At 66.6% G+C, this 24,450-nt stretch carries 22 protein-coding genes and 2 pseudogenes; 13 read left to right on the plus strand and 11 right to left on the minus strand.

Annotation, left to right across the window (positions count from 1 at the left end; all coding sequences use genetic code 11):
• The first annotated feature begins 19 nt into the window (after positions 1-19).
• The 4 genes from LJY18_RS18850 to LJY18_RS18865 are packed head-to-tail and all read left to right on the plus strand — an operon-like array spanning position 20 to position 5,218.
• Complete coding sequence (locus LJY18_RS18850) at positions 20-1,399, plus strand: sodium:solute symporter family transporter (RefSeq protein ID WP_238043435.1); 1,380 nt, start codon at positions 20-22, stop codon at positions 1,397-1,399.
• Positions 1,399-2,364, plus strand: a complete 966-nt coding sequence (locus LJY18_RS18855) for a hypothetical protein (RefSeq protein ID WP_238043436.1) — start codon at positions 1,399-1,401, stop codon at positions 2,362-2,364. Before LJY18_RS18850 ends, LJY18_RS18855 begins: the two co-directional genes overlap by 1 nt.
• Positions 2,361-4,502, plus strand: a complete 2,142-nt coding sequence (locus LJY18_RS18860; RefSeq protein ID WP_238043437.1) for an FAD-dependent oxidoreductase — start codon at positions 2,361-2,363, stop codon at positions 4,500-4,502. The genes LJY18_RS18855 and LJY18_RS18860 overlap by 4 nt, the downstream gene beginning before the upstream one ends.
• Positions 4,502-5,218, plus strand: coding sequence for a DUF3047 domain-containing protein (locus LJY18_RS18865; RefSeq protein WP_238043438.1), 717 nt, complete (start codon positions 4,502-4,504; stop codon positions 5,216-5,218). Before LJY18_RS18860 ends, LJY18_RS18865 begins: the two co-directional genes overlap by 1 nt.
• A 20-nt stretch (positions 5,219-5,238) precedes the next feature.
• On the opposite strand, the pseudogene LJY18_RS18870 reads toward LJY18_RS18865, so the two are convergent.
• Positions 5,239-5,331: pseudogene (locus LJY18_RS18870) on the minus strand (rubredoxin); the annotation flags it as partial.
• A 105-nt stretch (positions 5,332-5,436) separates the two neighbouring features.
• Positions 5,437-6,507, minus strand: coding sequence for a fatty acid desaturase (locus tag LJY18_RS18875; RefSeq protein ID WP_238043439.1), 1,071 nt, complete (start codon positions 6,505-6,507; stop codon positions 5,437-5,439).
• A 99-nt stretch (positions 6,508-6,606) separates the two neighbouring features.
• Between LJY18_RS18875 and LJY18_RS18880 the strand changes: the two genes are divergently transcribed.
• The 3 genes from LJY18_RS18880 (at position 6,607) to LJY18_RS18890 (ending at position 10,502) form a co-directional block, all read left to right on the plus strand.
• Positions 6,607-7,620: an AraC family transcriptional regulator gene (locus LJY18_RS18880; protein ID WP_238043440.1), complete on the plus strand. Its 1,014-nt coding sequence runs from the start codon at positions 6,607-6,609 to the stop codon at positions 7,618-7,620.
• A complete protein-coding gene (locus LJY18_RS18885) occupies positions 7,617-8,693 on the plus strand; it encodes an FAD-dependent oxidoreductase (RefSeq protein ID WP_238043441.1) in 1,077 nt (358 codons plus the stop codon). Before LJY18_RS18880 ends, LJY18_RS18885 begins: the two co-directional genes overlap by 4 nt.
• Positions 8,694-9,002: 309 nt before the next feature.
• The gene (locus tag LJY18_RS18890; RefSeq protein ID WP_442964509.1) at positions 9,003-10,502 is read left to right on the plus strand and encodes a methyl-accepting chemotaxis protein; all 1,500 of its coding nucleotides are present in this window, start codon (positions 9,003-9,005) and stop codon (positions 10,500-10,502) included.
• Here LJY18_RS18890 and LJY18_RS18895 read toward each other — a convergent pair.
• Positions 10,499-11,737 carry an NADH:flavin oxidoreductase/NADH oxidase family protein gene (locus LJY18_RS18895; protein WP_238043443.1) on the minus strand — a complete coding sequence of 413 codons (1,239 nt, stop codon included), beginning with the start codon at positions 11,735-11,737 and terminating at the stop codon, positions 10,499-10,501. The two genes, LJY18_RS18890 and LJY18_RS18895, sit on opposite strands and share 4 nt — an antisense overlap.
• Before the next feature lie 77 nt (positions 11,738-11,814).
• Here LJY18_RS18895 and LJY18_RS18900 point away from each other — a divergent pair, with 77 nt between their 5' ends.
• The 4 genes and pseudogenes from LJY18_RS18900 (at position 11,815) to LJY18_RS18915 (ending at position 14,514) form a co-directional block, all read left to right on the plus strand.
• Positions 11,815-12,219, plus strand: coding sequence for a MerR family transcriptional regulator (locus tag LJY18_RS18900; protein ID WP_238043778.1), 405 nt, complete (start codon positions 11,815-11,817; stop codon positions 12,217-12,219).
• A 362-nt stretch (positions 12,220-12,581) separates the two neighbouring features.
• Positions 12,582-12,878 (plus strand): annotated as a pseudogene (locus tag LJY18_RS18905) (glutamine synthetase family protein); the annotation flags it as partial.
• A gap of 35 nt (positions 12,879-12,913) precedes the next feature.
• Positions 12,914-13,003, plus strand: a complete 90-nt coding sequence (locus LJY18_RS22805) for a hypothetical protein (RefSeq protein ID WP_442964508.1) — start codon at positions 12,914-12,916, stop codon at positions 13,001-13,003.
• A gap of 197 nt (positions 13,004-13,200) precedes the next feature.
• The gene (locus LJY18_RS18915; RefSeq protein WP_238043444.1) at positions 13,201-14,514 is read left to right on the plus strand and encodes an NAD(P)/FAD-dependent oxidoreductase; all 1,314 of its coding nucleotides are present in this window, start codon (positions 13,201-13,203) and stop codon (positions 14,512-14,514) included.
• Positions 14,515-14,776: 262 nt separating this feature from the next.
• On the opposite strand, the gene LJY18_RS18920 is transcribed toward LJY18_RS18915, so the two are convergent.
• From LJY18_RS18920 to LJY18_RS18940, 5 genes are all read right to left on the minus strand, one after another.
• The gene (locus LJY18_RS18920; protein WP_238043445.1) at positions 14,777-15,511 is read right to left on the minus strand and encodes a hypothetical protein; all 735 of its coding nucleotides are present in this window, start codon (positions 15,509-15,511) and stop codon (positions 14,777-14,779) included.
• A gap of 235 nt (positions 15,512-15,746) precedes the next feature.
• Positions 15,747-16,889, minus strand: a complete 1,143-nt coding sequence (gene modC / locus LJY18_RS18925; protein WP_238043446.1) for a molybdenum ABC transporter ATP-binding protein — start codon at positions 16,887-16,889, stop codon at positions 15,747-15,749.
• On the minus strand, positions 16,886-17,569 hold the full coding sequence (modB, locus tag LJY18_RS18930; protein WP_238043447.1) for a molybdate ABC transporter permease subunit: 684 nt from the start codon (positions 17,567-17,569) through the stop codon (positions 16,886-16,888). Before modB ends, modC begins: the two co-directional genes overlap by 4 nt.
• Positions 17,570-17,581: 12 nt before the next feature.
• On the minus strand, positions 17,582-18,340 hold the full coding sequence (gene modA, locus LJY18_RS18935) for a molybdate ABC transporter substrate-binding protein (RefSeq protein ID WP_238043448.1): 759 nt from the start codon (positions 18,338-18,340) through the stop codon (positions 17,582-17,584).
• Between the two features lie 206 nt (positions 18,341-18,546).
• Entirely contained in the window at positions 18,547-19,173 is a 627-nt protein-coding gene (locus LJY18_RS18940; protein ID WP_238043450.1) for a class I SAM-dependent methyltransferase, read from the minus strand.
• A 243-nt stretch (positions 19,174-19,416) separates the two neighbouring features.
• Here LJY18_RS18940 and chrA point away from each other — a divergent pair, with 243 nt between their 5' ends.
• Together chrA and LJY18_RS18950 are read left to right on the plus strand one after the other, a co-directional pair.
• Entirely contained in the window at positions 19,417-20,766 is a 1,350-nt protein-coding gene (gene chrA / locus LJY18_RS18945) for a chromate efflux transporter (protein ID WP_238043451.1), read from the plus strand.
• A gap of 13 nt (positions 20,767-20,779) precedes the next feature.
• Positions 20,780-21,106 carry a rhodanese-like domain-containing protein gene (locus LJY18_RS18950; protein WP_238043452.1) on the plus strand — a complete coding sequence of 109 codons (327 nt, stop codon included), beginning with the start codon at positions 20,780-20,782 and terminating at the stop codon, positions 21,104-21,106.
• Positions 21,107-21,125: 19 nt separating this feature from the next.
• Here LJY18_RS18950 and LJY18_RS18955 read toward each other — a convergent pair whose 3' ends face one another.
• The 3 genes from LJY18_RS18955 to LJY18_RS18965 form a co-directional block, all read right to left on the minus strand.
• Entirely contained in the window at positions 21,126-22,478 is a 1,353-nt protein-coding gene (locus LJY18_RS18955) for a glutamine synthetase family protein (protein WP_238043453.1), read from the minus strand.
• A 23-nt stretch (positions 22,479-22,501) separates the two neighbouring features.
• Positions 22,502-23,059, minus strand: a complete 558-nt coding sequence (locus LJY18_RS18960; protein WP_238043454.1) for a helix-turn-helix domain-containing protein — start codon at positions 23,057-23,059, stop codon at positions 22,502-22,504.
• A gap of 78 nt (positions 23,060-23,137) precedes the next feature.
• Positions 23,138-24,427 (minus strand): NAD(P)/FAD-dependent oxidoreductase, encoded by a 1,290-nt coding sequence (locus tag LJY18_RS18965; protein WP_238043455.1) that lies wholly within the window; start codon positions 24,425-24,427, stop codon positions 23,138-23,140.
• Positions 24,428-24,450 lie beyond the last annotated feature (23 nt).

Here is a 24,450-nt window from a genome sequence, read left to right on the forward strand (position 1 = left end):
TTCAACCAAGGAATGTTCCATGCAACCCACCAGCATCACCGGGCTGTTTTTCTGGGGTTTTCTGCTGGTCTACGGCGTATTGATGCTGGCGCTGGCGCCGCGCACCGTGACCCTCGGCGGTTTCTTCAATGGCGAGGACAACCAGGGCCGGAGCGCTGCGCCCTGGCTGCTCACCTCGAGTATCTTCATCAGCTGGATCTTCGCCAAGTCGGTGACCAACGCCGCCAACCTGGGCGCCAGTTACGGCCTGGTCGGTGGTCTGGCCTACGCCATGTACTGGCTGTCGATCCCGCTTACCGGCTTCGTCATCTACCGCTTGCGTCGGCGCTTCGCCGCCACCGGGCTGGTGAGTTTTCTCAGCAGCCATTACGGTCGTGGCGCCGCCCTGGCGTTTTCCGCGGCGATTCTGATTCGCCTGTTCAACGAGGTGTGGAGTAACACCGCGGTGGTCGGCGGCTACTATGGCGATTCCGGCAGCCTTGAATTCATCGGCGCCGCGTTGCTGTTTACTGCCGTGACCCTGGCCTACAGCCTGCGCGGCGGCCTGCGCAGCTCGATCCTCACCGATGCGGCGCAGGCGGCGATCTTTATCGTCGCGCTGGTCTGGGTGCTCGGCCTGGTGCTGCCGCAGCATTCGCCTGCCGAGCTGGCCAGCACCAGCCACTGGGCGCTGAATGGCGGTGTCGATCTGCTCCTGGTCGCCGGCCTGCAAGCCTTCAGCTACGGTTTTCACGACCCGGTGCTCACCGACCGCGGCTTTATCAGCGAAGAGAAGACCATGCGCCGCTCCTTCGTCATCGCCGGGGTGCTGGGTTTTATCGCCATCCTCGCCTTCAGCCTGATCGGCGTGCATGCCCAGCTCACCGGCCTGGCCGCGTCGGCCAACGTGCCGGCGGCCCTGGCCAAGAGCCTGGGGATCGGCGCCCTGCTGGTGATGACGGTGGTGATGGTCTCGGCCGCCGGTTCGACCCTGGACTCGACTTTTTCCAGCCTGGCCAAACTGGCCGGTCGCGAGTTGCCGAAGCTGGCCGGCCGCGACCTGGGCCAGAAGGCCATAGGCGTGGGCATGGCGGTGATGGTGGTGTTCGCTTTGCTCGGCAACCTGCCGATGATCGCCGGCACCGACATCCTCAAGGCCACCACCATCAGCGGCACCATGGTCATCGGCCTGGCCCCGGTGTTTATCCTGCACGGCCTGACCGTGCCGACCCGGCTGGGTTTTCACCTGAGTTTCTGGTGCGGACTGGGCCTGGGTCTGGCCCTGACCCTCGGCTGGATTCCGCCAAGCTGGGCCATCGGCGACGGCAAGTACGCCCTGCTGCTCGGCACCAACCTTTATGGCCTGGGCCTGTGCGTGCTCGGCTACCTGATCCCCGGTTGGCTGCGGGGGCGAGCCTGATGCGCGCCGGTCGCGATTGCCCGCTGGATTACCGCTTGCCTGGCGATGCCTTCGCCGGCGAGCCGCTGTTCGACTGCCAGAGCCTGTATGTAGTCGGCGGTCTCTACGGCAATCGTCAGGCCCTGGTGGCGCTGGAAAAACGCCTGGGCGCAGAGCCGCAGGCGCGTGTGGTGTTCAATGGCGATGCCCACTGGTTCGACCGCGACCCGGTTATTTTCCAGGCCATCGAGCAGGGCTTGAGCGGGCACCTGGCCTTGCGCGGCAATGTCGAGACCGAACTCGGGCGGGCCCATGACAGCGGCGCCGGTTGCGGTTGCGCCTACCCCGGGTCGGTGGATGAGGCGCTGGTGCAGCGTTCCAATGCCATCCAGGCCGAGCTGAACAGGACCGTGCAGCGCCTGCCGGGCATGGCCGCGCGACTGGCCGCGCGACCAGCCACTGCGCTGGTCAGCGTCGGTGGCCAGCGGGTGGCGATCAGCCACGGCGACGAGCACTCCCTGGCCGGCTGGAATTGCGCCCGCGAAGCACTGGCCGAGCCTGCGCGCCAGCAGCAACTGGATCAGTGGCTGGCGAGCAACCGGCTGCGGGTGCTGGCCACCAGTCACACTTGCACGGCCGTGGCGTTGAACTTACCCCACGCTGCGTTGATCAATAACGGCGCGGCTGGGTTGCCGAACTTTGCTGGCGGCCGCTATGGGCTGGTCAGTCGTATCGCCACCGCGCCACACCCGGCAGCGCTGTATCGCTGCCAGCGCGATGGCCTGTTTATCGAGGCACTGCCGTTGAACTACGCTCACGACGCGTTTCTTGCCGACTTCGACCGCCAGTGGCCAACCGGCAGCCCGGCGGCGCGGTCTTATCGCTCACGCATTCTCGGGGCCTGTGTGGAGCAGCCGCAGCAGGCCCTGCTGGCCGGCTTCAGCCTGTGCCAAAGCCTCTGCGCACTGGAGGCGCTGGATCTATGAATAGTCGCAAACTGGTCCTGATGGGCCTGATCCTGGCGCTGCTCGGCAGCTTCTTTGTCTTCGACCTCGGCCAATACCTCAACCTGGACACGCTCAAGGCCCAGCAGGCGGCGCTGAACGCCCAGGTCGCGAGCAATCCCTGGCAGGCGGCCGGGCTGTTCGCCCTTGCCTATGTCGCCGTCACGGCCTTGTCGTTGCCCGGTGCGGCCTTGATGACCCTGCTGGCCGGGGCGCTGTTCGGTTTGCTCGAAGGCCTGGTGCTGGTGTCCTTCGCCTCGACCATGGGCGCGACCCTGGCCATGCTCAGCAGCCGCTTTCTGCTGCGTGACTGGGTGCGCGAGCGCTTCGGTCAACGCCTGGCCGGGATCGATGCCGGGGTCGAGCGCGAAGGCGCGTACTACCTGTTCGCGCTGCGCCTGGTGCCGGTGTTCCCGTTCTTTCTGATCAACCTGGCCATGGGCCTGACCCGGTTGCCCGCGCGCACCTACTGGTGGGTCAGCCAGCTGGGCATGCTGCCAGGCACGCTGGTCTACGTGAACGCCGGTCGCGAGCTGGGCCAGCTGGAGTCGCTGGGCGGGATTCTCTCGCCGGGACTGCTCGGTGCCTTCATCCTGCTCGGCCTGTTCCCCCTGCTTGCGCGCAAGCTGCTCGGCCTGGTGCAGGCCCGGCGGGTGTATGCCGGCTGGCTCAAGCCCGATTCCTTCGACCGCAATCTGCTGGTGATCGGCGCCGGTGCCGGTGGGCTGGTCAGTGCCTACATCGCCGCAGCGGTGAAGGCCAAGGTCAGCCTGATCGAAAAGCACCAGATGGGCGGCGACTGCCTGAATACCGGCTGCGTGCCGTCCAAGGCGTTGCTGCGTTCGGCCAGGCTGGCCCATGAGCTGCGGCAGGGCGAGGCGCTGGGCTTCACCGGCGTGCGCGCCACCGTGGATTTTCCCGCGGTGATGCAGCGTATCCAGCGGGTGATTGCCGACATCGCCCCGCACGACTCGGTCGAGCGCTACAGCGGTTTAGGCGTCGAGGTGATCCAGGGCGAAGCCCGGCTGACCTCGCCCTGGACGGTCGAGGTGGGTGGCCAGACCCTGAGTAGCCGCAGCATCATCATCGCCGCCGGCGCGCGCCCGCTGGTGCCGAAGATCCCCGGTATCGAGCTGGTGCAAGGCTACACCTCGGACACCATCTGGAACCTGCGCGAGCAGCCACGCTGGCTGCTGGTGCTGGGCGGCGGGCCGATCGGCTGCGAGCTGGCCCAGGCCTTTCAGCGTCTCGGCAGCCAGGTGATCCAGGTCGAATTGGCCGAACGCCTGCTGCCGCGCGAGGATGCCGATGCCAGCGAACTGGTCCTCGCCAGCCTGCAGGCCGACGGCGTCGATGTGCGCCTGCAGCACCGCGCCGAGCGCTTCGAGCTGGTCGATGGCGAGCAGCGCATGATTGCCCGCCGCCTCGACACCGGTGAGGAAGTGACCATCGCCTTCGACTGCCTGCTGCTGGCCCTCGGCCGTGTGGCCAATGTCAGCGGCTACGGGGTCGAGGAGCTGGGCCTGGTGGTGCGTCCCAACGGTACCCTGGAAACCGACGAGTACCTGGCCACGCGCCTGCCCAACATCTATGCGGTGGGCGATGTCACCGGCCCCTACCAGTTCACCCACGTCGCCGCGCACCAGGCCTGGTACGCCGCGGTCAACGCGCTGTTCAGCGGCTTCAGGCGCTTCAAGGCGGACTACCGGGTGATTCCCTACTGCACCTTCACCGACCCGGAAGTGGCGCGGGTCGGCCTCTCCGAAGGCGAGGCCAGGGCGCAGAACATCGCCTATGAAGTGACCCGCTACGGCATCGACGACCTCGATCGGGCGATTGCCGACGAGGCCGCCCATGGCTACGTCAAGGTGCTCACCGAGCCGGGCAAGGACAGGATTCTCGGGGTGTGCATCGCCGGCGAGCATGCCGGCGAGCTGCTCGCCGAATACGTGCTGGCGATGAAGCACAACCTCGGTCTGAACAAGATTCTCGGCACCATCCACAGTTACCCGACCATGGCCGAGGCCAACAAGTTCGCGGCCGGCGAATGGAAGCGCGCCCATGCGCCGCAGGGGCTGTTGCGCTGGGTCGAGCGCTTCCACGCATGGCGCAGGAGCTGATGCGCGCGCTCATGCTCGGCCTGGTGCTGCTGACACCCCTGGCCCAGGCGCAGGCGCAGAATGCGCTGACGCCCTGGACCGCCGGGGCACCGCAAGGCGAGTGGTCGGCACCCTGGCGCCTGGCGGATATCCCCAAGCTCAAGCCTTCGGCGCGCACTCTGGTCGAGCAGCAAGGCCGCAGCGTCTTGCGCATCCAGGCCGATGCGGCAGCCGGTGGCTTGCTGCATCCGCTCGATCTGCCCGGCGATCAGCCCTGGCGACTGAGCTGGCAATGGCGCACCGAGCAACGCCTGGACCGGGCACGCTTCGCCACCCGCGCGGGCGACGACTATGCCGCCAGGGTCTATGTACTGTTGGATTACCCGCTGGCCAGCCTGCCGTTTCTCACCCGGCAGAAGCTGCGCCTGGCGCGCGCCTTCTTCGACCCCGACCTGCCGGCGGCGACCCTGAGCTACGTCTGGGACAACCGCGCGGCGCCCGGCAGCCATGCCCGCAGCGCCTACACCGAGACGGTGGAGATGCGCGTACTGCGTGGCCCGGAAGCGCCGCTGGGGCAATGGCTGACGGAGCGCCGCGATCTGCGCGCCGACGCCATTGCCGCCTTCGGCAGCGCGCCGCGGCGCATCCTCGGGGTGGTCTTCGCCGCCGACAGCGACAACACCGGCGAGTCGGTTACCAGCTACTTTGCCGACCCGCAGTTGGTCGAGGGACGCTAGCAGGCGTGTTCAGCGGCCTGCTAGCGTTCTTGCATCTCGAAGTCGGCCTTGCCCACCCCGCAGTCCGGCACCTCGCTCCAGGGCGTGCCGGCGGCGATGCCCTCGTCCGGCCAGGTTTTTCTCCGCGCTGCAGGACGACTGGGGTTCGGGGTGGGCGTGGACGATCAGAACGTTCATCAGCGAGTTCGCACAAGAGTCGGGGAAGGGCGCGGCCGCTTTCAGGCGGTCTGCGACTGCGCCTCCGGCTGCTCCTGGGGCACGCGGGTCCAGCGGTTGGCGCGGGCAAAGGTGCCAAAGTCGTTGAAGCGCACGCCGGCTTCGCGCATCACCTGGTGGGCGAAGGGCACGCTGAGCTGGCGGATGTAGAAGGGCTCCTTGACCACGAAGTGGTGGATCGCGTGGCTGCTGCCGAAGTTGAAACAGAAGGCCTGCAGCGGCCACAACCACCAGGGGTTGAGCACCTGGGTCTGCTGGATCACGTTGCCCGGCTCGACGTCGCCGTAGTAGTGCATGTTGGAGCTGACGAAGTGCAGGCAGAAGGTGCGCAGCACATTGGGCCCGACCAGCACCACCACGGCGATATTGACGATGTGCATGGCCGCTAGGGTGCTGGCCGACCAGGCGATCGGTGCGCCCAGGGCGCCGCCGACGAAGTCGATCAGGTGGAAGCCAAGGAACACATACCAGGTGCCCCAGTTGAGCAGCGCCAGCGGCGCATAGACCCGCAGGGTGCGCCACAGGATGGCGCGCTTGTGCGCCCAGGTCTTCGCCCGCAGCGTGCGGATCAGCGAGGCCATGACGTTGTCGCCGACCATCAGCAGACGGGCGATACCCCAGGGTTCGCCGTTGGTGATGGCGCGCTCCTCCAGGTCCTGCTCGCTGCCCGAGACCTTGTGGTGGTTGAGGTGCAGGTGACGGCGGATCCACGGGTTGATGGTGCTCGGGCGCGCCAGCCAGACCAGCGCCAGCATCAGGTTGTGTGGCACCCGGCGCTTGCGGAAATACATCGAGTGGATCAGGTCGTGCTCCAGCTCGTGGGTCAGCGAGGCGAAGAAGGCATTGAGCAGCAGGCAGGCCCACCAGGCCAGATGGCCGCCAAGATACAGCGCCGCAGAGCCGAGCATGCCGGCCAGGGCCAAGGCCAGGATGCCGGCACCGAGGACATCCTGGTGCTTGAGCAGGGGGAAACGCTGGCGCAATTCGACGCCATGGGCCATCACCTGTTGGCGAATATGCACCGATCGCTGTTGATCATTCATCTGGGCAACACTTGTGGGAGAAAGGGACATGCCTGCATCCTCTGCTTGAACATGCTGCTACTGTGCCGCGAGAGTAGGCCAGCCGCCTGACCCTGAACGCCAACCTGTTGACCGGACACGCCAACCTGCATGACAGCCGAACCCACCACCCTGGCCAGCTGGACCCGCGCCCTGCGCAAGCAGCTCGACGCCCTGGGCCTGGACAGCGCCGCGCTGTGCCGCCAGGCCGGGCTGGATTCGCGCCTGCTCGACGACCCCAATGCCCGCTGCCCGCTGTCGGCCACCACGCGCCTGTGGCAGCTGGCGGTGGCGGCCAGCGGCGATCCGGCGCTGGGCTTGAAGACCTCGCAGTACGTCAGCGCCACCACCTTCCACGCCCTCGGTTATGCGCTGAACGCCAGCAGTAGCCTGCGCGAGGTGTTCGAGCGCATCGAGCGCTACCATCGGGTGGTCAGCGACGCCCTAGTGCTGGAACTGCGCGAAAGCGCCGACTGCTACGAGTTCCGCTTCCGCGTGCCGGCCGATAGCCCGCCCCCGGCACCCGAAGCGCTGGATGCCTTCGCGGCGATCTACGTGCGCAGTTGCCGCAGCCGCCTGGGCCGCGCGTTCGCCCCGCTGGCGGTGTACCTGCAGCGCCCCGAGCCGGCCGATCCGGCGCCCTGGCATGCGGCGTTTCGCGCGCCGCTGCACTTCGCCGCGGCGGAGAACCTGCTGCGTTTCCCACGCGCGGCGCTGGAGCAGCACCTCGACGACGGCAACCCGGAACTGGCCGAACTCAACGAGGCGGTGCTGGAGCGCAACCTCGCCCAGCTGCAGGCGGCGACCTGGGCGCAAAAGGTGCGCGCCTGCCTGACCGCGCAGCTGCCGGACGGCGAGCCCTCGGCCGAACGCGTGGCGCAGAGCCTGCACCTGAGCCTGCGCAGCCTGCAGCGCCATCTGGCCGACGAGCAGTGCAGCTATGAGGGCCTGCTGGCCGACACCCGCCACAACCTGGCGCTGCAGCATATGCGCGACCCGCGCTGCTCGATCAGCGAGATCGCCTACCTGCTCGGCTTCGCCGACACCAGCAGTTTCAGCCGCGCCTTCAAGCGCTGGACCGGGCAGACGCCCAGCCATTACCGCGACGGACTCAAACAGCCATGAGCCACTACGATTTAATCCTGATCGGTGCCGGCCATGCCCATCTGGGCGTATTGCGCCGTTGGGCGCGGATCGAGCGCCCGCCTGGGCGGATTGCCCTGCTCAGCGCCGGGCACGAGGCCTGGTACTCGGGCATGCTGCCGGGCTTGCTGGCCGGGCGCCACGTCGCGGCGGATTGCCGGATCGAACTGGCGCCGCTGTGCCGGGCGGCCAAGGTCGAGCTGATTGTCGGCGAGGCCGAGGCGCTGTCTGCCGTGCAGCAACAGGTGCAACTGAGCGATGGTCGTGGCCTGAATGCCGATTGGCTGTCGCTGAATGTCGGTGGCCGAGTCGCCTGCCCGCCGCAACAGGGCGCGGGCATGCAGGTACTGGCGGTCAAGCCGTTCGCCGACTTTCTCAGCGGTTGGCAGAACTGGCAGGCGGATCCGCAGCCGCTGGCAATTCTCGGTGGTGGCGCGGCCGGGGTCGAGTTGGCCCTGGCCTTGGCCGATCAGGTGCCGCAGCTGGCACTGTTCTGCCGCGGACCATTGCTGGCCGGCCACTCGGCCGGCCTGCGGATGCGCGCCCTCGGTCATCTGCGCCAGCGCCGCGTGCAGGTGCGCGAAGACTGTCCGATCAGCCGTATCGACGGCGACTGTCTGATCAGCGGGGCGGCGCCGGTCTGGCGCGGCCCGCGCCTGCTCCTGGCCAGTGGCGCCCAGGCCTTGCCCTGGCTGGCGCAGAGCGGCTTGGACTGCGATGCAGACGGCTTCGTGCAGATCGCCACGACCCTGCAAAGCCATTCCCATCCGCACATTTTCGCCGTCGGCGATTGCGCCAGCCTGCCGGGTGCGCGCAAGAGCGGGGTGTATTCGGTGCGTCAGGCGCCTGTGCTGGCGGCCAACCTCAACGCGGTGCTGCGGGGCTTGCCGTTGCGCGACTATCGCGCGCAAAGGCAGAGTCTGGCCCTGCTTGCCACTGGCGATGGCGGCGCCTTGCTCAGTTGGCATGACTACAGCGCCGGTGGGCAGCTGTTCGGGCGCTGGAAGGATTACCTCGACCGCGGGTTTATCCAGCGCCATCGCCTTACCGGTTAGCCGTGTGCGACCAAAGTGTCATGGTCTGGCATGGCCAAGCGTGATCGAATCAACCTCCGCTGCGCGGGGTGGCCGCCGAGACGGGCTGCTGGTCGCCTACAGATAGTCCCGAATCTGCCGATTCAGTGAGTAGGCGAGCGATTCACCGACAGTGCGCGGACTCAGGTGCTTGAGCCGCCGCGGCGCAAGTAAGGATGCAGTGGGCCCTGAATTCGCAGAATAAAAACTATGAGGTCCGTCATGAGCACTGCCATTACCCGCTCTCCCGCCGCCTGCGTCATGCATGTACTCGGGCTGGTCGCCGTGATCATGACCTATCAGCTATTCCAGCTGCCTGGCTACCTGAGCATTGGCTTGTTCCTGCTGCTGGCCCTGTGGCCCTGGCTCGGTCCCTGGCGGCGTGGAGACTCCACTGCGTCGGTAGGCAGCGCGGCGAGCGCGGATTTCGCCAAGCTGAGTCAAGACCTGTCGCAGCACACCTGCCATAACGCCTTGTCCGCCGCCCAGGTGGCGCATGCGGTGCAGCAACTGGCCGATAAGCTGAAGTCGCAGTTGCTCGCGGTCGAACAGATCAGCCAGGGTGCCAATGCCATCACCCACACCGAGCAGGACAGTGCCCGGCGAGCCGAACAGACCCTGGCGTCTGCGCAGACCGTGCGTCAGAGCAGTGCCGAAGGCCAGCAGGCGTTGCTCCAGGCGATTGCCCGGATGCAGCGCCTGAGCGCGCAGACTGCGGCCAGCCGCGAGTTGATCGACGGCCTGAGTAGCCGCACCGAGCAGATCGAGAAGGTGACCCAGGTGATCCAGTCGATTGCTAGCCAGACCAACCTGCTGGCGCTCAATGCGGCCATCGAAGCAGCCCGTGCCGGCGAGCAGGGCCGTGGTTTTGCGGTGGTCGCCGATGAGGTGCGCAGCCTCGCCGCGCGCACCGCCACGGCCACCGAGGAAGTCGGCCAGATGGTCAGCGATATCCGCCAGCAGAGTACGGCGGTAGTGGCACATATTCAGGAGCAGGCCAGTGAACTGGATCAGGCCGCCCGGCAGGTCGAGGAGACTGGTGGGCAGTTGCACGGCATCGCCGAGCTGGCCGTGGATGTGGAAAACCAGGTGGCGCAGATCAGCGCTGGCGCCGCAAGCAATCACGAGCGCCTGGCCAGCCTGTTCGTCGCCGTCGAGCAATTGCGCGGTGACGTACATGCCAGCGAGGCGCAGACCCGTCAGCTGGGCGACGCCGCCGGGCAACTGGTCGGCCAGGCCGAGACCGTCAGCGAACAGCTCGCCGCAGTGGGCCTGGACGATTATCACCAGCGCATCTATGACCTCGCCCGCGAAGGCGCCGCGAGCATCGCCGGCCAGTTCGAGGCCGACATCCAGGCTGGCCGGGTCGGCCTCGACGACCTCTTCGACCGTCACTATCAGCCGGTTCCGGGCAGTTTCCCGGCCAAGTACAAGACCCGCTTCGACCACTACGCCGATCAGGTCTTGCCGGCGCTGCAGGAACCGCTGCTGGCGCGCCACGAAGGCCTGGTGTTCGCCATCGTCAGCACTCCGGAAGGCTATGTGCCGACCCACAACAACGCCTTCAACCACCCGCCCAGCGGCGACCGCGTGCGCGACACGGCGAAGAGCCGCAGCAAGCGCCTGTTCAACGACCGCACCGGCATCCGTTGCGGCAGCCACCAGCAACCCCTGCTGCTGCAGACCTACATGCGCGACACGGGCGAGCTGATGCACGACCTGTCCGTGCCGATTCAGGTGCAGGGCCGCCATTGGGGCGGCTTGCGCCTGGGCTACAAGCCGGAGCCCTAGAGCGGCACGTTGCGCGCCATCAGCCGCTTGTACAGTCGGGTGCGCCGCGCCGCCTTCAGCTGCTCCAGCAGCAGCGCACGCAGCGGCGATACCTGTGGATTGGTGCGCTTGCCCCGGCTGAGCTGACCCAGCTGGAACTTCACGGTGGCCATATAGGCCAGCGAGGCTAATACCTTGTTCTTCCAGCGGATCGGCGGCAGCTCGGCGCGGGCCTCGGCTTCGCCTGCCTGCCAGCGTCGCGGCAACTGCGGCTCGATGGCCAGCGCCGTGCCGATACCGGCCATGGCCACGCCGCTGGCCAGCACCTGCTCGACCACCGGCAAGCGGCGAATGCCGCCGGTGACCATTATCGGCATCTTCGCCGCGGCGGCGATCTCGCCAGCGAACTCGAGGAAATACGCCTCGCGCGCCAAGGTACGGCCGTCCCGGGCGTCGCCCTGCATGGCCGGCGCTTCGTAGCTGCCGCCCGACAACTCGACCAGGTCCACCGCCAATTCATTGAGCAACTGCACCACGCGCTTGGCATCGGCCGCGTCGAAGCCGCCGCGCTGGAAGTCCGCCGAGTTGAGCTTGACCGCCACACTGAAGCCTGGGGCCACCGCCGCTCGCACCGCCTTGACCACCTCCAGCAGCAGGCGTGCACGGTTCTCCAGCGAACCGCCCCAACGGTCTGTGCGCTGATTGCTCAGCGGCGAGAGAAACTGGCTGAGCAGATAGCCATGCGCCGCGTGAAGCTGCACACCGTTGAAACCGGCCTGTTCAGCCAGCTGCGCGGTGCGGACAAAGCGCTCAATCAATCCGCCGATTTCCTCATCGTTGAGCGCCTTGGGCAGCGGGAACATCTTCGACAGGCCACCCAGCTCCAGCGCCACGGCCGAGGGTGCCACGGTCTGCTGGCCGAGGCTGGCCTGCATCTGCCGGCCGGGGTGGTTGATCTGCATCCAGATCTGCGCACCCTCGGCCCGGCCAATGCGCGCCCACTCGCGGAACTTGTCCAGCTGCCGTTCATCTTCCAGGACCACGCCGCCCGGACCGGTCATGGCCCGGCGGTCGACCATCACGTTGCCGGTCAGCAGCAAGCCGGCTCCGCCTTCGGCCCAGGCCCGATACAGGCGCAGCAACTCGGCGGAGGGGCCCTGATTCGGGTCGGCCAGGTTCTCTTCCATTGCCGCCTTGGCAATGCGATTGGGGATGACACTGCCGTTGGGCAGATGCAGGGCTTCGAAGGTGCTCATGGAGGACTCCGGGGTGGCAGATGGAGCAAGGCTAAGGTTAAAGTCAACTTTAAGGTCAATAGCCCGGAGTGAAGATGATGAAGATTGGTGAGCTGGCCACCCGCAGCGGCCTCGCGCCCTCGCGCATCCGCTTCTATGAAGCCAGCGGCTTGATCAACGCCCAGCGCCAGGCCAATGGCTACCGCAGCTACCCGGAGCAGGCGCTGCAGACCCTGGGCATCATCGGCTGCGCGCAGCAGGCCGGCTTCAGCCTGGACGAAATCCGTCGGCTGCTGCCGAAAGCCGATTCGCAGGACTGGGCCCATGATGAATTGCTGGCCAGCCTGCAGCGCAAGGTCGGCGAGATCGAGGCCATGCAGCAGGTCCTGGTGCAGAACAAGGCCCAGCTGCTGGCGATCATCGCCACCATCGAGGGCAAACCAGAGGGCATGCAGTGCGCCGAGAATGCCGAGCGGGTGCTGGCCAACCTGCGCGCTCGTTGAAACCAGGCCTTTAGGCCCAATGTTTAGCCATGCAGCAACCAAGCATGTGAAAAATCAGATTTAACCGATGCTTTAGCCTGTGTGAACCTGCTGGCCATGTGTTCTTCCGCGCCGTTGTTCCTTGCCTCACCGAGTGCCCCGCGTCTGCGTGAGCGGCACGGCTGCGCAACGGATCGAGGCAATTGCCTGCTACCGCAAACCCTCGCGTTCTGGGCGTTATGGCATTGCCGTCATGCCCGCCCACCGGATAGCTCTGTCGTTCTGGTCTGAATAAGTTGGCTGCACCCGCGTGCAGCCCTTCCGATGATTGTGTCCGGCTGTCACCGACCGGACGTGCGCCCCTTGGCGCTAACGAGAGCCCCATGCCAGTCGCCTCCGTGCAAGATGCCCAGCAATTCCTGGCGAAAAACCCCGAAATCGACCTGTACGAGCTGTTCATCCTCGACGCCAATGGCATGCCACGCGGCAACTTGTTGCACCGTGACGAGCTGCTTGCCGTGTATGCCAGTGGCCGGCCGCTGCCGAGCACCATTCTCGGCCTGAGCATCAACGGCGACGAGGTCGAGGATACCGGCCTGGTCTGGGCGATTGGCGACATCGACTGCCGTGCCTACCCGCTGGCCGGCAGCCTGACCCGCATGCCCTGGAGCAGTCCGCCTGGGCGCGTGAAGCGCTGGGCCACGAGTTTCTCAAGGTGTACCTGGCGATCAAGCGCGCCGAGTACCGCCAGTTCATGGCCGAGGTCGGCGAGCAGGACTGGCGCTGGTACCTGAGCAATGCCTGAGTCGTCCCCACCAAGCGTCGCGGCTAAAGCCCCGGCCACGATCCGCCAGCGGTGGGAGGGGCTTTAGCCGCAAAACACTCGAACCGGCAGCCGTGCGAACCCTTGCCGGATCGCATCCGGGCCGGGCCTGAGACTCAACGAATTTCGTGGTGGGAAACGCTGCGCGGTTTCCACCTTGCACACAAGGAACATTACCCATGACCGCTGCTATCAATACCGTTATTCCCGCCGCCGAGCGCTGCCCGTCCTACTACAGCGCCACCCTCAACCAGGAAACCGATTACCCGCCGCTCAGGGGCGACGTGAATGTCGATGTAGTGATCATCGGTGGCGGTTTTACCGGGGTCGCCAGCGCCGTCGAGCTGGCCGAGCGCGGCCTCAAGGTGGCCATCGTCGAGGCCAACAAGATCGGCTGGGGCGCCACCGGGCGCAACGGCGGCCAGGTCACCGGCAGCCTGTCGGGCGACGCGGCCATGCGCAAGCAGATGCGCAGCAGCCTGGGCGAGGAGGTGGATGACTTCATCTGGCACCTGCGCTGGCGCGGCCACACCATCATCAAGAACCGGGTGGAGAAGTACGCTATCCAGTGCGATCTCAAGCACGGCCACCTGCATGCGGCGATGAAGCCGGCGCACATGCAGGAGCTGGAAGCCTCCTACGCCGAAGCCGTGCGCCATGGCATGGGCGACGAGGTGACCCTGCTCGATCGCGCCGGGGTGCAGAACCATCTGGCCAGCGACCTCTACTGCGGCGCGCTGAAGAACACCCGCAACATGCACCTGCACCCGCTGAACCTGTGCATCGGTGAAGCCAAGGCCGCGGCGAGCCTGGGCGCACTGATCTTCGAGCATTCCGAGGTGCTGCAGATCATCCACGGCGCCAACCCGGCGGTGGTCACCGCCGGGGGGCGGATCAACGCCAAGCAGGTGCTGCTGGCCGGCGATGTGTACCACAAGCTGGAGGCGAAGCAGCTCAAGGGCATGATCTTCCCGGCCATGGGCGGCATCGTCACCACTGCGCCGTTGGGCGAGTTGGCCGAGCAGCTCAACCCGCAGGACCTGGCCGTCTACGACTGCCGCTTCGTCCTCGACTACTACCGCCTGACCGCCGACAAGCGCCTGCTGTTCGGCGGTGGCTGCAACTACTCGGGGCGCGACTCGCGGGACATCGCCGCCGAGCTGCGCCCGGGCATCGAGCGCACCTTCCCGCAGCTCAGGGGCGTCGAGATCGATTTCCAGTGGAGCTGCGCCATGGGCATCGTGATCAATCGCATCCCGCAGCTGGGCAAGCTCTCGGACAACGTCTGGTACTGCCAGGGCTACTCCGGCCACGGCATCGCCACCAGCCACATCATGGGCGAGATCATGGCCAGCGCCCTGACCGGCACCCTTGGCCAGTTCGATACCTTTGCCGCCTGCAAGCAGATCAAGGTGCCGCTCGGCGATCTGTTCGGCAACCCGATGCTGGCCGCTGGCATGTGGTACTACCGGATGCTCGAGACGCTGCGCTGATCGCTTGAGGTTTGTCCGGGGGTGGACCGCGCACAGCGGGTTCGCCGCCTGCCCGGGCCGGTAAACGCTGCGTGGTTGTTCTAGGAGGTGGCCATCCTCCCGGCGGGGAAGTCGCCTCAGGCGTGCAGCTGCTTGTGCAACTACCAGGCGGTTTGCCGGGAGTCAGCGCCAGTTGTGCCTGGGCCAGGTGGCACGGCCGGCGTGGTTCAGCCTCCGTGCCGTTATCGGCGCTCCGCTCAGGCCAGCCTGCGCCTGGCGCGACCTACTTCATGGCTATCCACTGCGCACTCAGCGCGCGGGTATGGCGATACACGGTCATGGGTGCAAAGGCCCGGCCGGAGACGCTTTGCAGGGCGCTGCTCTGGCTGTTCAGGTCGTTGAGCGCGGCTTTCAGGTATTCCCAGCGGACCTTCAGCTTGCCCAAGTCGGCGCTGTCCAAGGTGGCCAGTTCGGCATCGATGGCGGGCACCAGCTTGCGCTCGTCCTGACCCAGGTAGTTATCGGTCTGCTCACGGGCGATTTCGAAGTTGCCCAGATAGGCGCGGCTCAGGTATTGCACGGCGAGGTATTCAAGCTTGGCGGCCAGTTCGCTGTCGCCCTCCGGCGAGAGCTGACGGGTCTCGTGGAGTACGCCCAGCAGCGCCTTGCTCAGCTCTTCCGGGTAGCGCCAGGGCAGGTCTGCTTCGTTCGGGCCAAAGTCCACGCCACGACGGATCTGCAGTACCAGCTCCTGGTGCGCACTGCGCAGGCCATCGCTGCCTTGCGGCAGGCTCTGCACCGCGCCGGCCAATGCTTGCAGGTCGGCTTCGAGGGTGCTCATGTGTTTCTTCTGGAAACCTTCTCCGCGTAACAGCATCAGGCTGCTGGTCGCCCGGCTGGCCTTGACCTGGACCTGTTCCTGCGGGCTGGCCGCCTCGGCGAAAGCCAGCGGTGAGAGGCAGGCGAGGGCCGCGGTCAGGCAGAGGAAAATTTGACGTAAGAACGGCGTGTTGCGCATTCCGGGGTGCTCCTTGTTATTTTTTTGAGCAATGCGGAGACAGAGGGGCATATCCATCAACCGCATGAGATTACTGCGCCTGCGGCTTGCAAGCATGCCTCGAAAGAGTGATTTCGTCGGAAATATGCCGTCAAGGATTGGCGCCAGCCGCCGGTACATTCAGCAGACCTGGTCCGCGAGGTAGCGTTCGTCTAAGCAGACAGCGACTTGCGACTGACAGCGCGGGTCGCTGCGCTCAATCGGACGCCAGCAGCGAGACGGACTTGGCCTGCACCCACAGCGCCTGCTGGGCATGGATACCCAGTTTGTCGAAGGAATAGCGGGTGATGCGGGCGATCATCCGCTCATCGCCGACCCGCAGGCTGACCAGCATCTGCGCCTGATTCGCCAGGGTCAGCCAGTGTTCGACCCTGGCCGGCAGCAGGTTGAGCAGGCTGGTGTCCTGGGCCTGATGCAGGCTCAGGCTGACATCCCGCGCCTTGATCTTGACCCGCACCGGCTTGCCCGTGGCCAGGGGCGCATGGGTCAGTTGCAGCACGGCGTCGGTGCCGCTCAGGCGGATGCTTAGCAGTCGATAGTCCGGCTGGTAGTGGCTGACGATGCCGTCGACCACGGCCTCGGCATCCTCCTCGAACAGGAAGGGCAGATCGGGCCTCAGCAGGGTTTCCTTCAGGGGGCCGCTGGCCTGCACCCGGCCTTCTTCGAGCACCACCAGGTGATCGGCCAGGCGCGCGACTTCGTCGGGGGAATGGCTGACGTAGAGGATCGGGATGTCCAGTTCTGCGTGCAGGCGTTCCAGGTAGGGCAGCACCTCCAGCTTGCGCTTGAGGTCGAGCGAGGCCAGCGGTTCATCCAGCAGCAGCAGCCGTGGGCTGGTCAGTAGGGCGCGGGCGATGGCCACCCGCTGGCGTTCGCCGCCGGAGAGGTTCTCCGGCATGCGCTGCAGCAGATGGCCGATGCCGAGCAGTTCGACCGCCTGCTCCAGCGGCACCCGCCGGCTGTGGGCGGGGATGCGCTTAAGGCCGAACTCCAGGTTGCGCCGCACCGACAGGTGGGCGAACAGGTTGGCGTCTTGGAACACATAACCCAGGGCGCGCTGGTGCGGCGCGACGAACCGGCCATTTGCGCTGTCCTGCCACAGCTCGCCATTGACCTGCAGGTAAGCGTCGGGGGCCTGATCCAGGCCGGCGAAGCAGCGCAGGCAGCTGGTCTTGCCCGAACCCGAGTGGCCGAACAGCGCACTGATGCCGCGGCCGGGCAGGCTCAGGTCGACATCCAGGACAAAGCCCGGGCGCTCGATCTTGAAGCGGGCGCGGATCAGGTTCTGCTCCTTGTGGCTCGGCGTCGGCGGCTTGCCGCCGAACAGTCTGTCGATCATTGCCAGCCCTGCCTGCCGCGGCGGCGGCCCGAGTAGAGCGCCAGCAAGACGATGAAGGAGAACGCCAGCATGCCGCCGGCCAGCCAGTGGGCCTGGGCGTACTCCAGGGTTTCCACATGGTTGTAGATCTGCACCGAAGCGACCTGGGTCTTGCCGGGGATATTGCCGCCGATCATCAGCACCACGCCGAACTCGCCCACGGTGTGGGCGAAACCGAGGATGGCCGCGGTCATGAAGCCGGGTTTGGCCAGTGGCAGGACCACCGTGAAGAACGCATCCCAGGGATTGGCGCGCAGCGTGGCCGCCGCCTCCAGCGGTGCGCGGCCGATGGCCTCGAAGGCGTTCTGCAGCGGTTGCACGACGAAGGGCAGCGAATAGAACACCGAGCCGATCACCAGTCCGGTGAAGGTGAAGGTCAGGGTGCCGAGGCCGAGGCTCTGGGTCAGCTGGCCGATAGCGCCGTGCGGGCCCATGCTCACCAGCAGGTAGAAACCGATCACCGTCGGCGGCAGCACCAGCGGCAAGGCGACGATGGCGCCGAGTGGCTGCTTCAGCCAGGAGTCGGTCTGCGCCAGCCACCAGGCGATGGGGGTGCCGATCAGCAGCAGCAGCACGGTGGTCAGCGATGCCAGCTGCAGGCTCAGCAGGACGGCATCGAAATCGGCTTGGGTGAGGGGCATGGCGGCGAACCCTCAGAGTTGGTAACCGAAGGACTTGATGATGGCCGCCGCTTGCGGACCTTGCAGGTACTCGACCAGGGCGCTGGCCGCGGGGTTGTGCTCGCCCTTCTTGAGCAGCAGCGCGTCCTGCTTGATCGGCTCATACAACTCTTCCGGTACTACCCAGGCCGAGCCGCGGCTGAGCCGGCCGTCCTTGTACACCTGCGACAGGGCGACGAAGCCCAATTCGGCATTGCCGGTCGAGACGAACTGCAGCGTCTGGGTAATGCTCTGGCCCTCGACCAGCTTGCTCTGCAGCGCGGCGCTCAAGCCGAGGTTAGCCAGCACCTGGCTCGCGGCCCGGCCGTAAGGCGCAGCTTTCGGGTTGGCAATGGCCAGGTGCCGGAACTGGTTCGCCTTGAGCACCGCGTCGCTGCCGTCGAGGTAATCAGCCTTGGCCGACCACAGCACCAGGCTGCCAATCGCATAGGTGAAGCGCGAGCCGGCAACCCCAAGCCCTGCGCTTTCCAGCTTGGCCGGCGTGCTGGCGTCGGCGGCGAGGAACACCTCGAAAGGCGCGCCATGTTCAATCTGCGCATACAGCTGGCCGGTGGCCCCGAACGCCGCAACCAGCGTGTGGCCGGTCGCTTTGGCAAACGCGGGGGCAAGCGCCTGGATCGGCGCGGTGAAGTTGGCGGCTACGGCCACCTGCACTTCCCCGGCCAGCGCGCCGGCGCTGAAGGCCAGGCCGGCGAACAGCGCGAGGCAGGTATGAGGGACACGATTAGTCATCAAATGGCTCTTTGAACCTTGGGTGCGGGCAACGCCTGAGCACTTTAGCGTGCGTCTAGCGCTATATACAGAGAAATATAGCGCTGGGCGTCACTGGACCACAGGCGCAGCGCTCCTTGACCTGCCATTGCCCGCGCCGCGACTGTCCGGCAACGACTGGCGCTGGCTTGAGCGAAGGTGGCGCGAGCAGCGGGCTGGAGTGCTGTTCAGCCGCGGCGCCAGACGCTGGCCAGCCAGGGCTGTTGCGCGCGCGGCAAGCCGGGTGGCCGGTAGTAGTGCTGCAGCTCAACGAAACCGGCGCTGCCGAGCAGGATTCGCCAGTTGGCCAGGTCGTAGTAGGCGCCGTAGCGGTCGCCGTTCCAGCCTTCCTGGTTCTCCCCGCGCGGGTTGGAACTGAGCAGCACACCGCCCGGCTTGAGCGCGGCATGCAGCTGACCCAGCACCCGCGGCAGTGCCTGGCTGGGGATATGAAACAGCACGGCGTTGGCGAAGATGCCGTCGAACTGCGCAGCGGGCAGGTCGAGGGCGAGGAAGTCCTGCAGCCAGACCTCGCAGCCGCTGTCGGCGCGGGCCATCTCGACGAAGCGCGGGCAACCGTCCAGGCCGATGGCCGTGTGGCCGAGGGCGCTGAAGGTGCGCAGATCGCGGCCCGGGCCGCAGCCGAAATCGAGGATCCGGTAGGGCGCCTCGGCCCGGATAGCGCCGAGCAGGGCGGCGATGTTCTGGCTGACATCGTGATCGCGGGTGCCCTCGCGGAAGTCTTCGGCGCACTGCTGATAATGCTGCAGGGTGAGGGCGCTGATCCGGGCAAGTTCGTCGGCAGTCAGGGGCATTGGGGCAAACCTTGGACAAAAGCAGAGCGCTATTAAAACCCATCTGCCGGTTTACGGTCTTGGCCTGTGCCGCAAGCGCGAGCTGATGGGGGTCGTGAGCACAACCGCTTGCGGGCGAGCATCGGCACGGCGCTGGATGGGTAAATCAGCCCGCTGTTTGGATTGTCTTGCTGGGCACCATCAGTCCTTCGGTGGTGCGCGTTATAGTGTTGCAGCCGTTCAACCCGAGTGGATTCGCCGCCGATGCCTACGCCGCCAGCCGAGCACGACACCCCGCCCGCCGTCAGCCTGTCCGAGGCCCTACTGTTCTGGCTCAAGCTCGGCCTGATCAGCTTCGGTGGACCGGCCGGGCAGATTGCGATCATGCACCAGGAGCTGGTCGAGAAGCGCCGCTGGCTGTCCGAGCGGCGTTTTCTGCATGCGCTGAACTACTGCATGCTGCTGCCCGGCCCGGAGGCCCAGCAGCTGGCCACCTACATCGGCTGGCTGATGCACCGCACCTGGGGCGGGGTGATTGCCGGGGGGCTGTTCGTGCTGCCGTCGCTGTTTATCCTGATCGGCCTGTCGTGGGTGTATATCGCCTTCGGTGACGTGCCGCTGGTGGCAGGGATCTTCTACGGGATCAAGCCGGCGGTCACCGCCATCGTCATGCAGGCCGCCTGGCGCATCGGTTCGCGGGCGCTGAAGAACAACTGGCTGTGGGGCATCGCCGCGGCGTCCTTCGTCGCCATTTTCGCCCTCAACGTGCCCTTCCCGCTGATCGTGCTCGGCGCGGCGCTGCTGGGCTATCTCGGCGGGCGCCTGTTGCCGGACCAATTCACTATCGGCGGCGGCCATGGGGCGACGGATAAATCCTTCGGCCCGGCGCTGATCGACGACCACACCCCGACACCCGCCCATGCGCGTTTTCGCGCTTCGCGGCTGGCCCTGATCGGCGCCGCTGGTGCGCTGCTCTGGCTGCTGCCCATGGGCCTGCTGACCTGGCTGTACGGCTGGGAGGGCACCCTGACCCAGATGGGCTGGTTCTTCACCAAGGCCGCGCTGCTCACCTTTGGCGGCGCCTATGCGGTGCTACCCTACGTCTACCAGGGCGCCATCGGCCATTACGCCTGGTTGACGCCAACCCAGATGATCGATGGCCTGGCGCTGGGTGAAACCACGCCGGGACCGCTGATCATGGTGGTGGCCTTCGTCGCTTTCGTCGGCGCCTATGTGCAGCAGGTGTTCGGCCCCGAGCAGGTGTTTATCGCCGGCGCCCTGGCGGCGACCCTGGTCACCTGGTTCACCTTCCTGCCGTCGTTCCTGTTCATTCTCGCCGGCGGGCCGTTGGTGGAGTCGACCCACGGCGAGTTGAAGTTCACCGCGCCGCTGACCGGTATCACCGCTGCGGTGGTGGGGGTGATCCTCAACCTGGCGCTGTTCTTCGGCTACCACGTGCTCTGGCCACAGGGCTTCGCCGGTGCCTTCGACTGGCCCTCGGCGGCGATCGCCCTGCTTGCGGCGCTGGCGCTGTTCAGGTTCAAGCGCGGGGTGATCGAGGTGATCGGTGCCTGCGCGCTGCTGGGATTGCTGGTGCATATGGCGCTGGCATGAGAGGAGGTACGCGATGAACCGAATTTCGCTGTGCGAACTGGCGGAATGGCAAGCGGCCGGTCGGCAGTTCACCTTGCTGGATGTGCGCCGCGCCTCTGCCCGCCTGGCGGATGCCGCGACCATCGCCGGTGCGCAGTGGCTCGAGCCGCAAGCCGTGTTGAGCTGGAAAGATCAGATTCCGCGGGATCGCCCGGTCATCCTGTTCTGTGCCCAAGGCCATGAAATCAGTCAGGGCATTGCCGCCATGCTGCAGATCATGGGGCTGGATGCGCGCTACCTGATCGATGGCTATGCGGGCTGGCAGGCCGCCGGCCAGCCCACCCAGAGCCTTTCAATCTAGCCGGCTGCTGGCGCGCGCCTCAGAGAAACCAGCGGTACTCCCGTGCGCTCAATTCATGCATGAAGGCCAGATGATCCTGGCGCTTGTTCTCGCAGTAGACCATGACGAATTCGCTGCCCAGGCCCTGGTTGACCACGGGGTGGTCGCGCATCGCCGCCACGGCGCTGAGCATGTCCTGGGGGAAGTCGATGCCGCTCTGGCGATCCTGGTTGAGCGGGGCGATCGGCTCGCGCTGGGCATCCAGGCCGTGCTCCATGCCGCTGAGGATGGCCGCCAGCACCAGGTAGGGGTTGGCGTCGGCGCCCGCCAGGCGGTGTTCGATGCGCAGGTTCTTGCCGTCCGATTCGGGTATGCGGATGCACGCGTCGCGGTCTTCATAACCCCAGCTGGCGCGGCTGGCGGCGTTGACCATGGCGCCATAGCGGCGGTAGGCGTTGTGGTTGGCGGCGAAGATCGGCATGCAGTGCGGCAGCAGTTCCAGGCAGCCGGCCACGGCGTGGCGCAGTGGGCGTTGTTCGTCGGCCGCCAGCAGGTTGTTGCCGGCGGCGTCGTACAGGCTGACATGCACATGCATGCCGCTGCCTGGCGCCTGCAGATAGGGCTTGCTCATGAAGCTGGCGCGATGGCCGTGCTTGAGCGCCACGCCACGGGTGCTGCGGCAGAACAGGGCGGCCCAGTCGGCGGCGCGCAAGCCGTCGTCGCAGTGACCGAAGTTGATCTCGAACTGGCCGGGGCCGAGTTCGGCGGTGATCACGTTGGCGTCCACGCCCTGCTCGTTGGCGGCCTCGACGATCTCATGCAGTACGTCGGAGAAGCGCGACAGGCGCTCGATGTGCATGTTCGGCTGGTCGTCGGCATCGCCGCACAGCGGGTCGCGCGGGAACTGCGGCAGGCCATCCTTGAGGGCGCGGTCGAACAGGTAGAACTCCAGCTCGAAGGCCACCACCGGGCGGATGCCGCGCCTGGCCAGGCGCTCAAGCACTTGGCTCAGCACCTCGCGCGGCTCGAATTCGATGGGCGCCGCGGTGCCATCGGAGCTGATCAGCATCTGCCCCAGCGGCTGGTTCTCCCAGCGTACCGGCTTGAGCGTGCCGGGAATCAGCCGGCGCGGCGCATCCGGGTCGCCGTCGTTGAAGCAGTAGTCGCCGATCGGGTACAGGCCGCCCTGGGCGCCAAGCAGTACGCAGTTTTGCGGGATCTTCAGCGGGCTGCCGGCGGCGACCTTTTCCAGCATCTCGACGGGGTAGCGCTTGCCATAGAAATGCCCGGGAATGTCCAGGCTGATCAGGTCGACGTAGCGCACCTCGGGGTGCTGGGCGCGGAAGGCGCGGACTTCGCTGAGGAGGTCGGGGAAGCTAGTGGTGGTGGTCATGACGAGGATCCTGCGGGCCAGGGTTATTTGAACACCCAAAGCACGCGAGTGGGTTGGTCGGTGAGGTTGGCGTAGCGAAACTGGCTATGTGGCGGTAGCTGGAAGCTGTCGTTGGGACCCAGGGTCACGGCTTGCGGGTCGTCGCCCAGCCAGATGCTCAACTCGCCTTCGAGGACGAAGCCACCCTGTTCGGAGCTGTCGTCCAGGTGTCCTTCGCCGCTGCTGGCGCCTGGCGCAAGGTGGCTTTCGAGCATGGAGAAACCGGCCGACATGCTCGGGGACGCCAGTACATCGGTGATGCCGCCGGCGTAATACAGGGTGCGCCGCTCGCCGGGGCGGGTCACCCAGGGCAGCGCCCGCGGCTTGCTCAGGCTGTAGAAATAAGTGGTAGGCACCCCCAGGGTTTCGCTGATCGCGGTGAGGTCAGCCACGGTCGGTCGCGACAGGCCGCGCTCGACCTGGGAGAGGAAACCCACCGAACGGCCGATGCGCTCGGCCAGTTCGCCGAGGGTGAGGTTCTTGTGCTTGCGCAGGTCGCGAATCAGGATCGCCAGGCCTTCGATTTCGTCGTGCATGTCCATGGTGAGTTCCTCTGAGGCGGTTGTCGGGTGGCTGAGCGGCCGTTGGCGGAAAACTCTTAGTGGTTTCCGGCAACGGCTTCAGAGCATATCGCGCAGCCGGTACCAGGCCTTGCCCATTGCCTCCAGTGGCGCGGCGAGCAGCGCGCCGCCGGGGAAGCGCGGGTTGTTGATGGCCTGGTACAACGCCAGCAGTTCGTGGTTGCCGAGGATCGCATCGCTCACGGCGCGGGCGCCGGCCAGGGTCGGCAGCACGCCGTGGCCGGAGAACCCCTGCAGCCAGTAGCGCTGACCCTGCCGGCCGATGTCGGGGGTGCGCTTCATGCTGACGTCAATGTGCCCGCCCCAGGCGAATTCCAGCTCGACCCCGCGCAGCTGCGGGAATACCCGCTCCAGATAGGGCCGGGTGGCGGCGGCCACGTCCTTGGGGATGCCGCCCAGGTAAGTGCAGCCGCCACCGAACAACAGGCGCTGGTCCGGGGTCAGGCGGAAATAATCGGGGACGAACTGGTTGTCGATCACGCAGCTGTTGCGCGGCAGCAGCGAGCGTGCCAGTGCTGGATCGAGCGGCGCGGTGGCGACCTGGTAGGAACCGACCGGCAACAACCGGCTGGCCAGCTGAGGATCCAGCCCATCGATGTAGGCGTTGCAGGCCAGCACCAGCACATCGCTGGCGACTTCGCCCTGCTCGGTGCGGGCGACAAAGCCGGCGCTGGTTGCGTGGTAACCCAGCACCTGGCTCTGTTCGAAGATCTGTCCGCCGGCCTGCTCGATGGCGCTGGCCAGGCCCTGGGCCAGTTTCAGCGGGTTGAGGTGGGCGGCCTCGGGATCGTAGAGTGCGGCCAGGTAGCGTGGGCTGGCGATCCACTCGGGCAGTTCCTCGCCCTCGATGAAGCGCAGGTGTGGGTAGCCCCATTTCTCCACGGCGTCGTGCTGCGCCTCCTGCAGCTGCGCGATGCGCCGCTGCTGTACCGCGGTCCACAGGCTGCCGACCCGGTAATCGACGTCGAAGCCATGCCGCCCGGGCAGTTCGCGCAGCTCCGCGGCGGCCCAGCGCATGCTGTCCCACAGGCGGCGGGTGCGCTCCAGGCCGAGGGCCTGTTCCAGCGGCGGCATGTCGCAGGACCAGCCGAGCAAGGCCTGGCCACCATTGCGCCCGGAGGCAGCCCAGGCCACCCGGCTGGCTTCCAGCAGGATCACCCGCTTGCCGGCCAGGGCCAGGCGTAATGCCGTGTGCAGGCCGCTGAAGCCGGCGCCGATGATCAGTACGTCGCAGCTCAGGCGGTCCTGCAGGGTTGGCCGCAAGGCAATCGGGCCGGAATAGGTGCGGGCGTAGAAACTGGCGACATGCTGGGCGGATTGTTTGAACACGGCGCGCCTCATGAAATTAGATA

This window comes from Pseudomonas sp. MMS21 TM103, assembly GCF_022132145.1.
Taxonomy (GTDB): Bacteria; Pseudomonadota; Gammaproteobacteria; order Pseudomonadales; family Pseudomonadaceae; genus Aquipseudomonas.

What these genes read in the sequence shown, in the direction of transcription:
- LJY18_RS18885 (WP_238043441.1), top strand. Translation starts at nt 7,617, where the DNA reads ATGAGCCACTACGATTTAATCCTGATCGGTGCCGGCCATGCCCATCTG.
- LJY18_RS18865 (WP_238043438.1), top strand. Translation starts at nt 4,502, where the DNA reads ATGCGCGCGCTCATGCTCGGCCTGGTGCTGCTGACACCCCTGGCCCAG.
- LJY18_RS18955 (WP_238043453.1), bottom strand. Translation starts at nt 22,478, where the DNA reads ATGACCACCACCACTAGCTTCCCCGACCTCCTCAGCGAAGTCCGCGCC.
- LJY18_RS18860 (WP_238043437.1), top strand. Translation starts at nt 2,361, where the DNA reads ATGAATAGTCGCAAACTGGTCCTGATGGGCCTGATCCTGGCGCTGCTC.
- LJY18_RS18895 (WP_238043443.1), bottom strand. Translation starts at nt 11,737, where the DNA reads ATGAGCACCTTCGAAGCCCTGCATCTGCCCAACGGCAGTGTCATCCCC.
- modC (WP_238043446.1), bottom strand. Translation starts at nt 16,889, where the DNA reads ATGATCGACAGACTGTTCGGCGGCAAGCCGCCGACGCCGAGCCACAAG.
- modB (WP_238043447.1), bottom strand. Translation starts at nt 17,569, where the DNA reads ATGCCCCTCACCCAAGCCGATTTCGATGCCGTCCTGCTGAGCCTGCAG.
- LJY18_RS18950 (WP_238043452.1), top strand. Translation starts at nt 20,780, where the DNA reads ATGAACCGAATTTCGCTGTGCGAACTGGCGGAATGGCAAGCGGCCGGT.
- LJY18_RS18890 (WP_442964509.1), top strand. Translation starts at nt 9,003, where the DNA reads ATGACCTATCAGCTATTCCAGCTGCCTGGCTACCTGAGCATTGGCTTG.
- modA (WP_238043448.1), bottom strand. Translation starts at nt 18,340, where the DNA reads ATGACTAATCGTGTCCCTCATACCTGCCTCGCGCTGTTCGCCGGCCTG.
- LJY18_RS18850 (WP_238043435.1), top strand. Translation starts at nt 20, where the DNA reads ATGCAACCCACCAGCATCACCGGGCTGTTTTTCTGGGGTTTTCTGCTG.
- LJY18_RS18940 (WP_238043450.1), bottom strand. Translation starts at nt 19,173, where the DNA reads ATGCCCCTGACTGCCGACGAACTTGCCCGGATCAGCGCCCTCACCCTG.
- LJY18_RS18915 (WP_238043444.1), top strand. Translation starts at nt 13,201, where the DNA reads ATGACCGCTGCTATCAATACCGTTATTCCCGCCGCCGAGCGCTGCCCG.
- LJY18_RS18855 (WP_238043436.1), top strand. Translation starts at nt 1,399, where the DNA reads ATGCGCGCCGGTCGCGATTGCCCGCTGGATTACCGCTTGCCTGGCGAT.
- LJY18_RS18875 (WP_238043439.1), bottom strand. Translation starts at nt 6,507, where the DNA reads ATGTCCCTTTCTCCCACAAGTGTTGCCCAGATGAATGATCAACAGCGA.
- chrA (WP_238043451.1), top strand. Translation starts at nt 19,417, where the DNA reads ATGCCTACGCCGCCAGCCGAGCACGACACCCCGCCCGCCGTCAGCCTG.
- LJY18_RS18880 (WP_238043440.1), top strand. Translation starts at nt 6,607, where the DNA reads ATGACAGCCGAACCCACCACCCTGGCCAGCTGGACCCGCGCCCTGCGC.
- LJY18_RS18920 (WP_238043445.1), bottom strand. Translation starts at nt 15,511, where the DNA reads ATGCGCAACACGCCGTTCTTACGTCAAATTTTCCTCTGCCTGACCGCG.
- LJY18_RS18900 (WP_238043778.1), top strand. Translation starts at nt 11,815, where the DNA reads ATGAAGATTGGTGAGCTGGCCACCCGCAGCGGCCTCGCGCCCTCGCGC.
- LJY18_RS18960 (WP_238043454.1), bottom strand. Translation starts at nt 23,059, where the DNA reads ATGGACATGCACGACGAAATCGAAGGCCTGGCGATCCTGATTCGCGAC.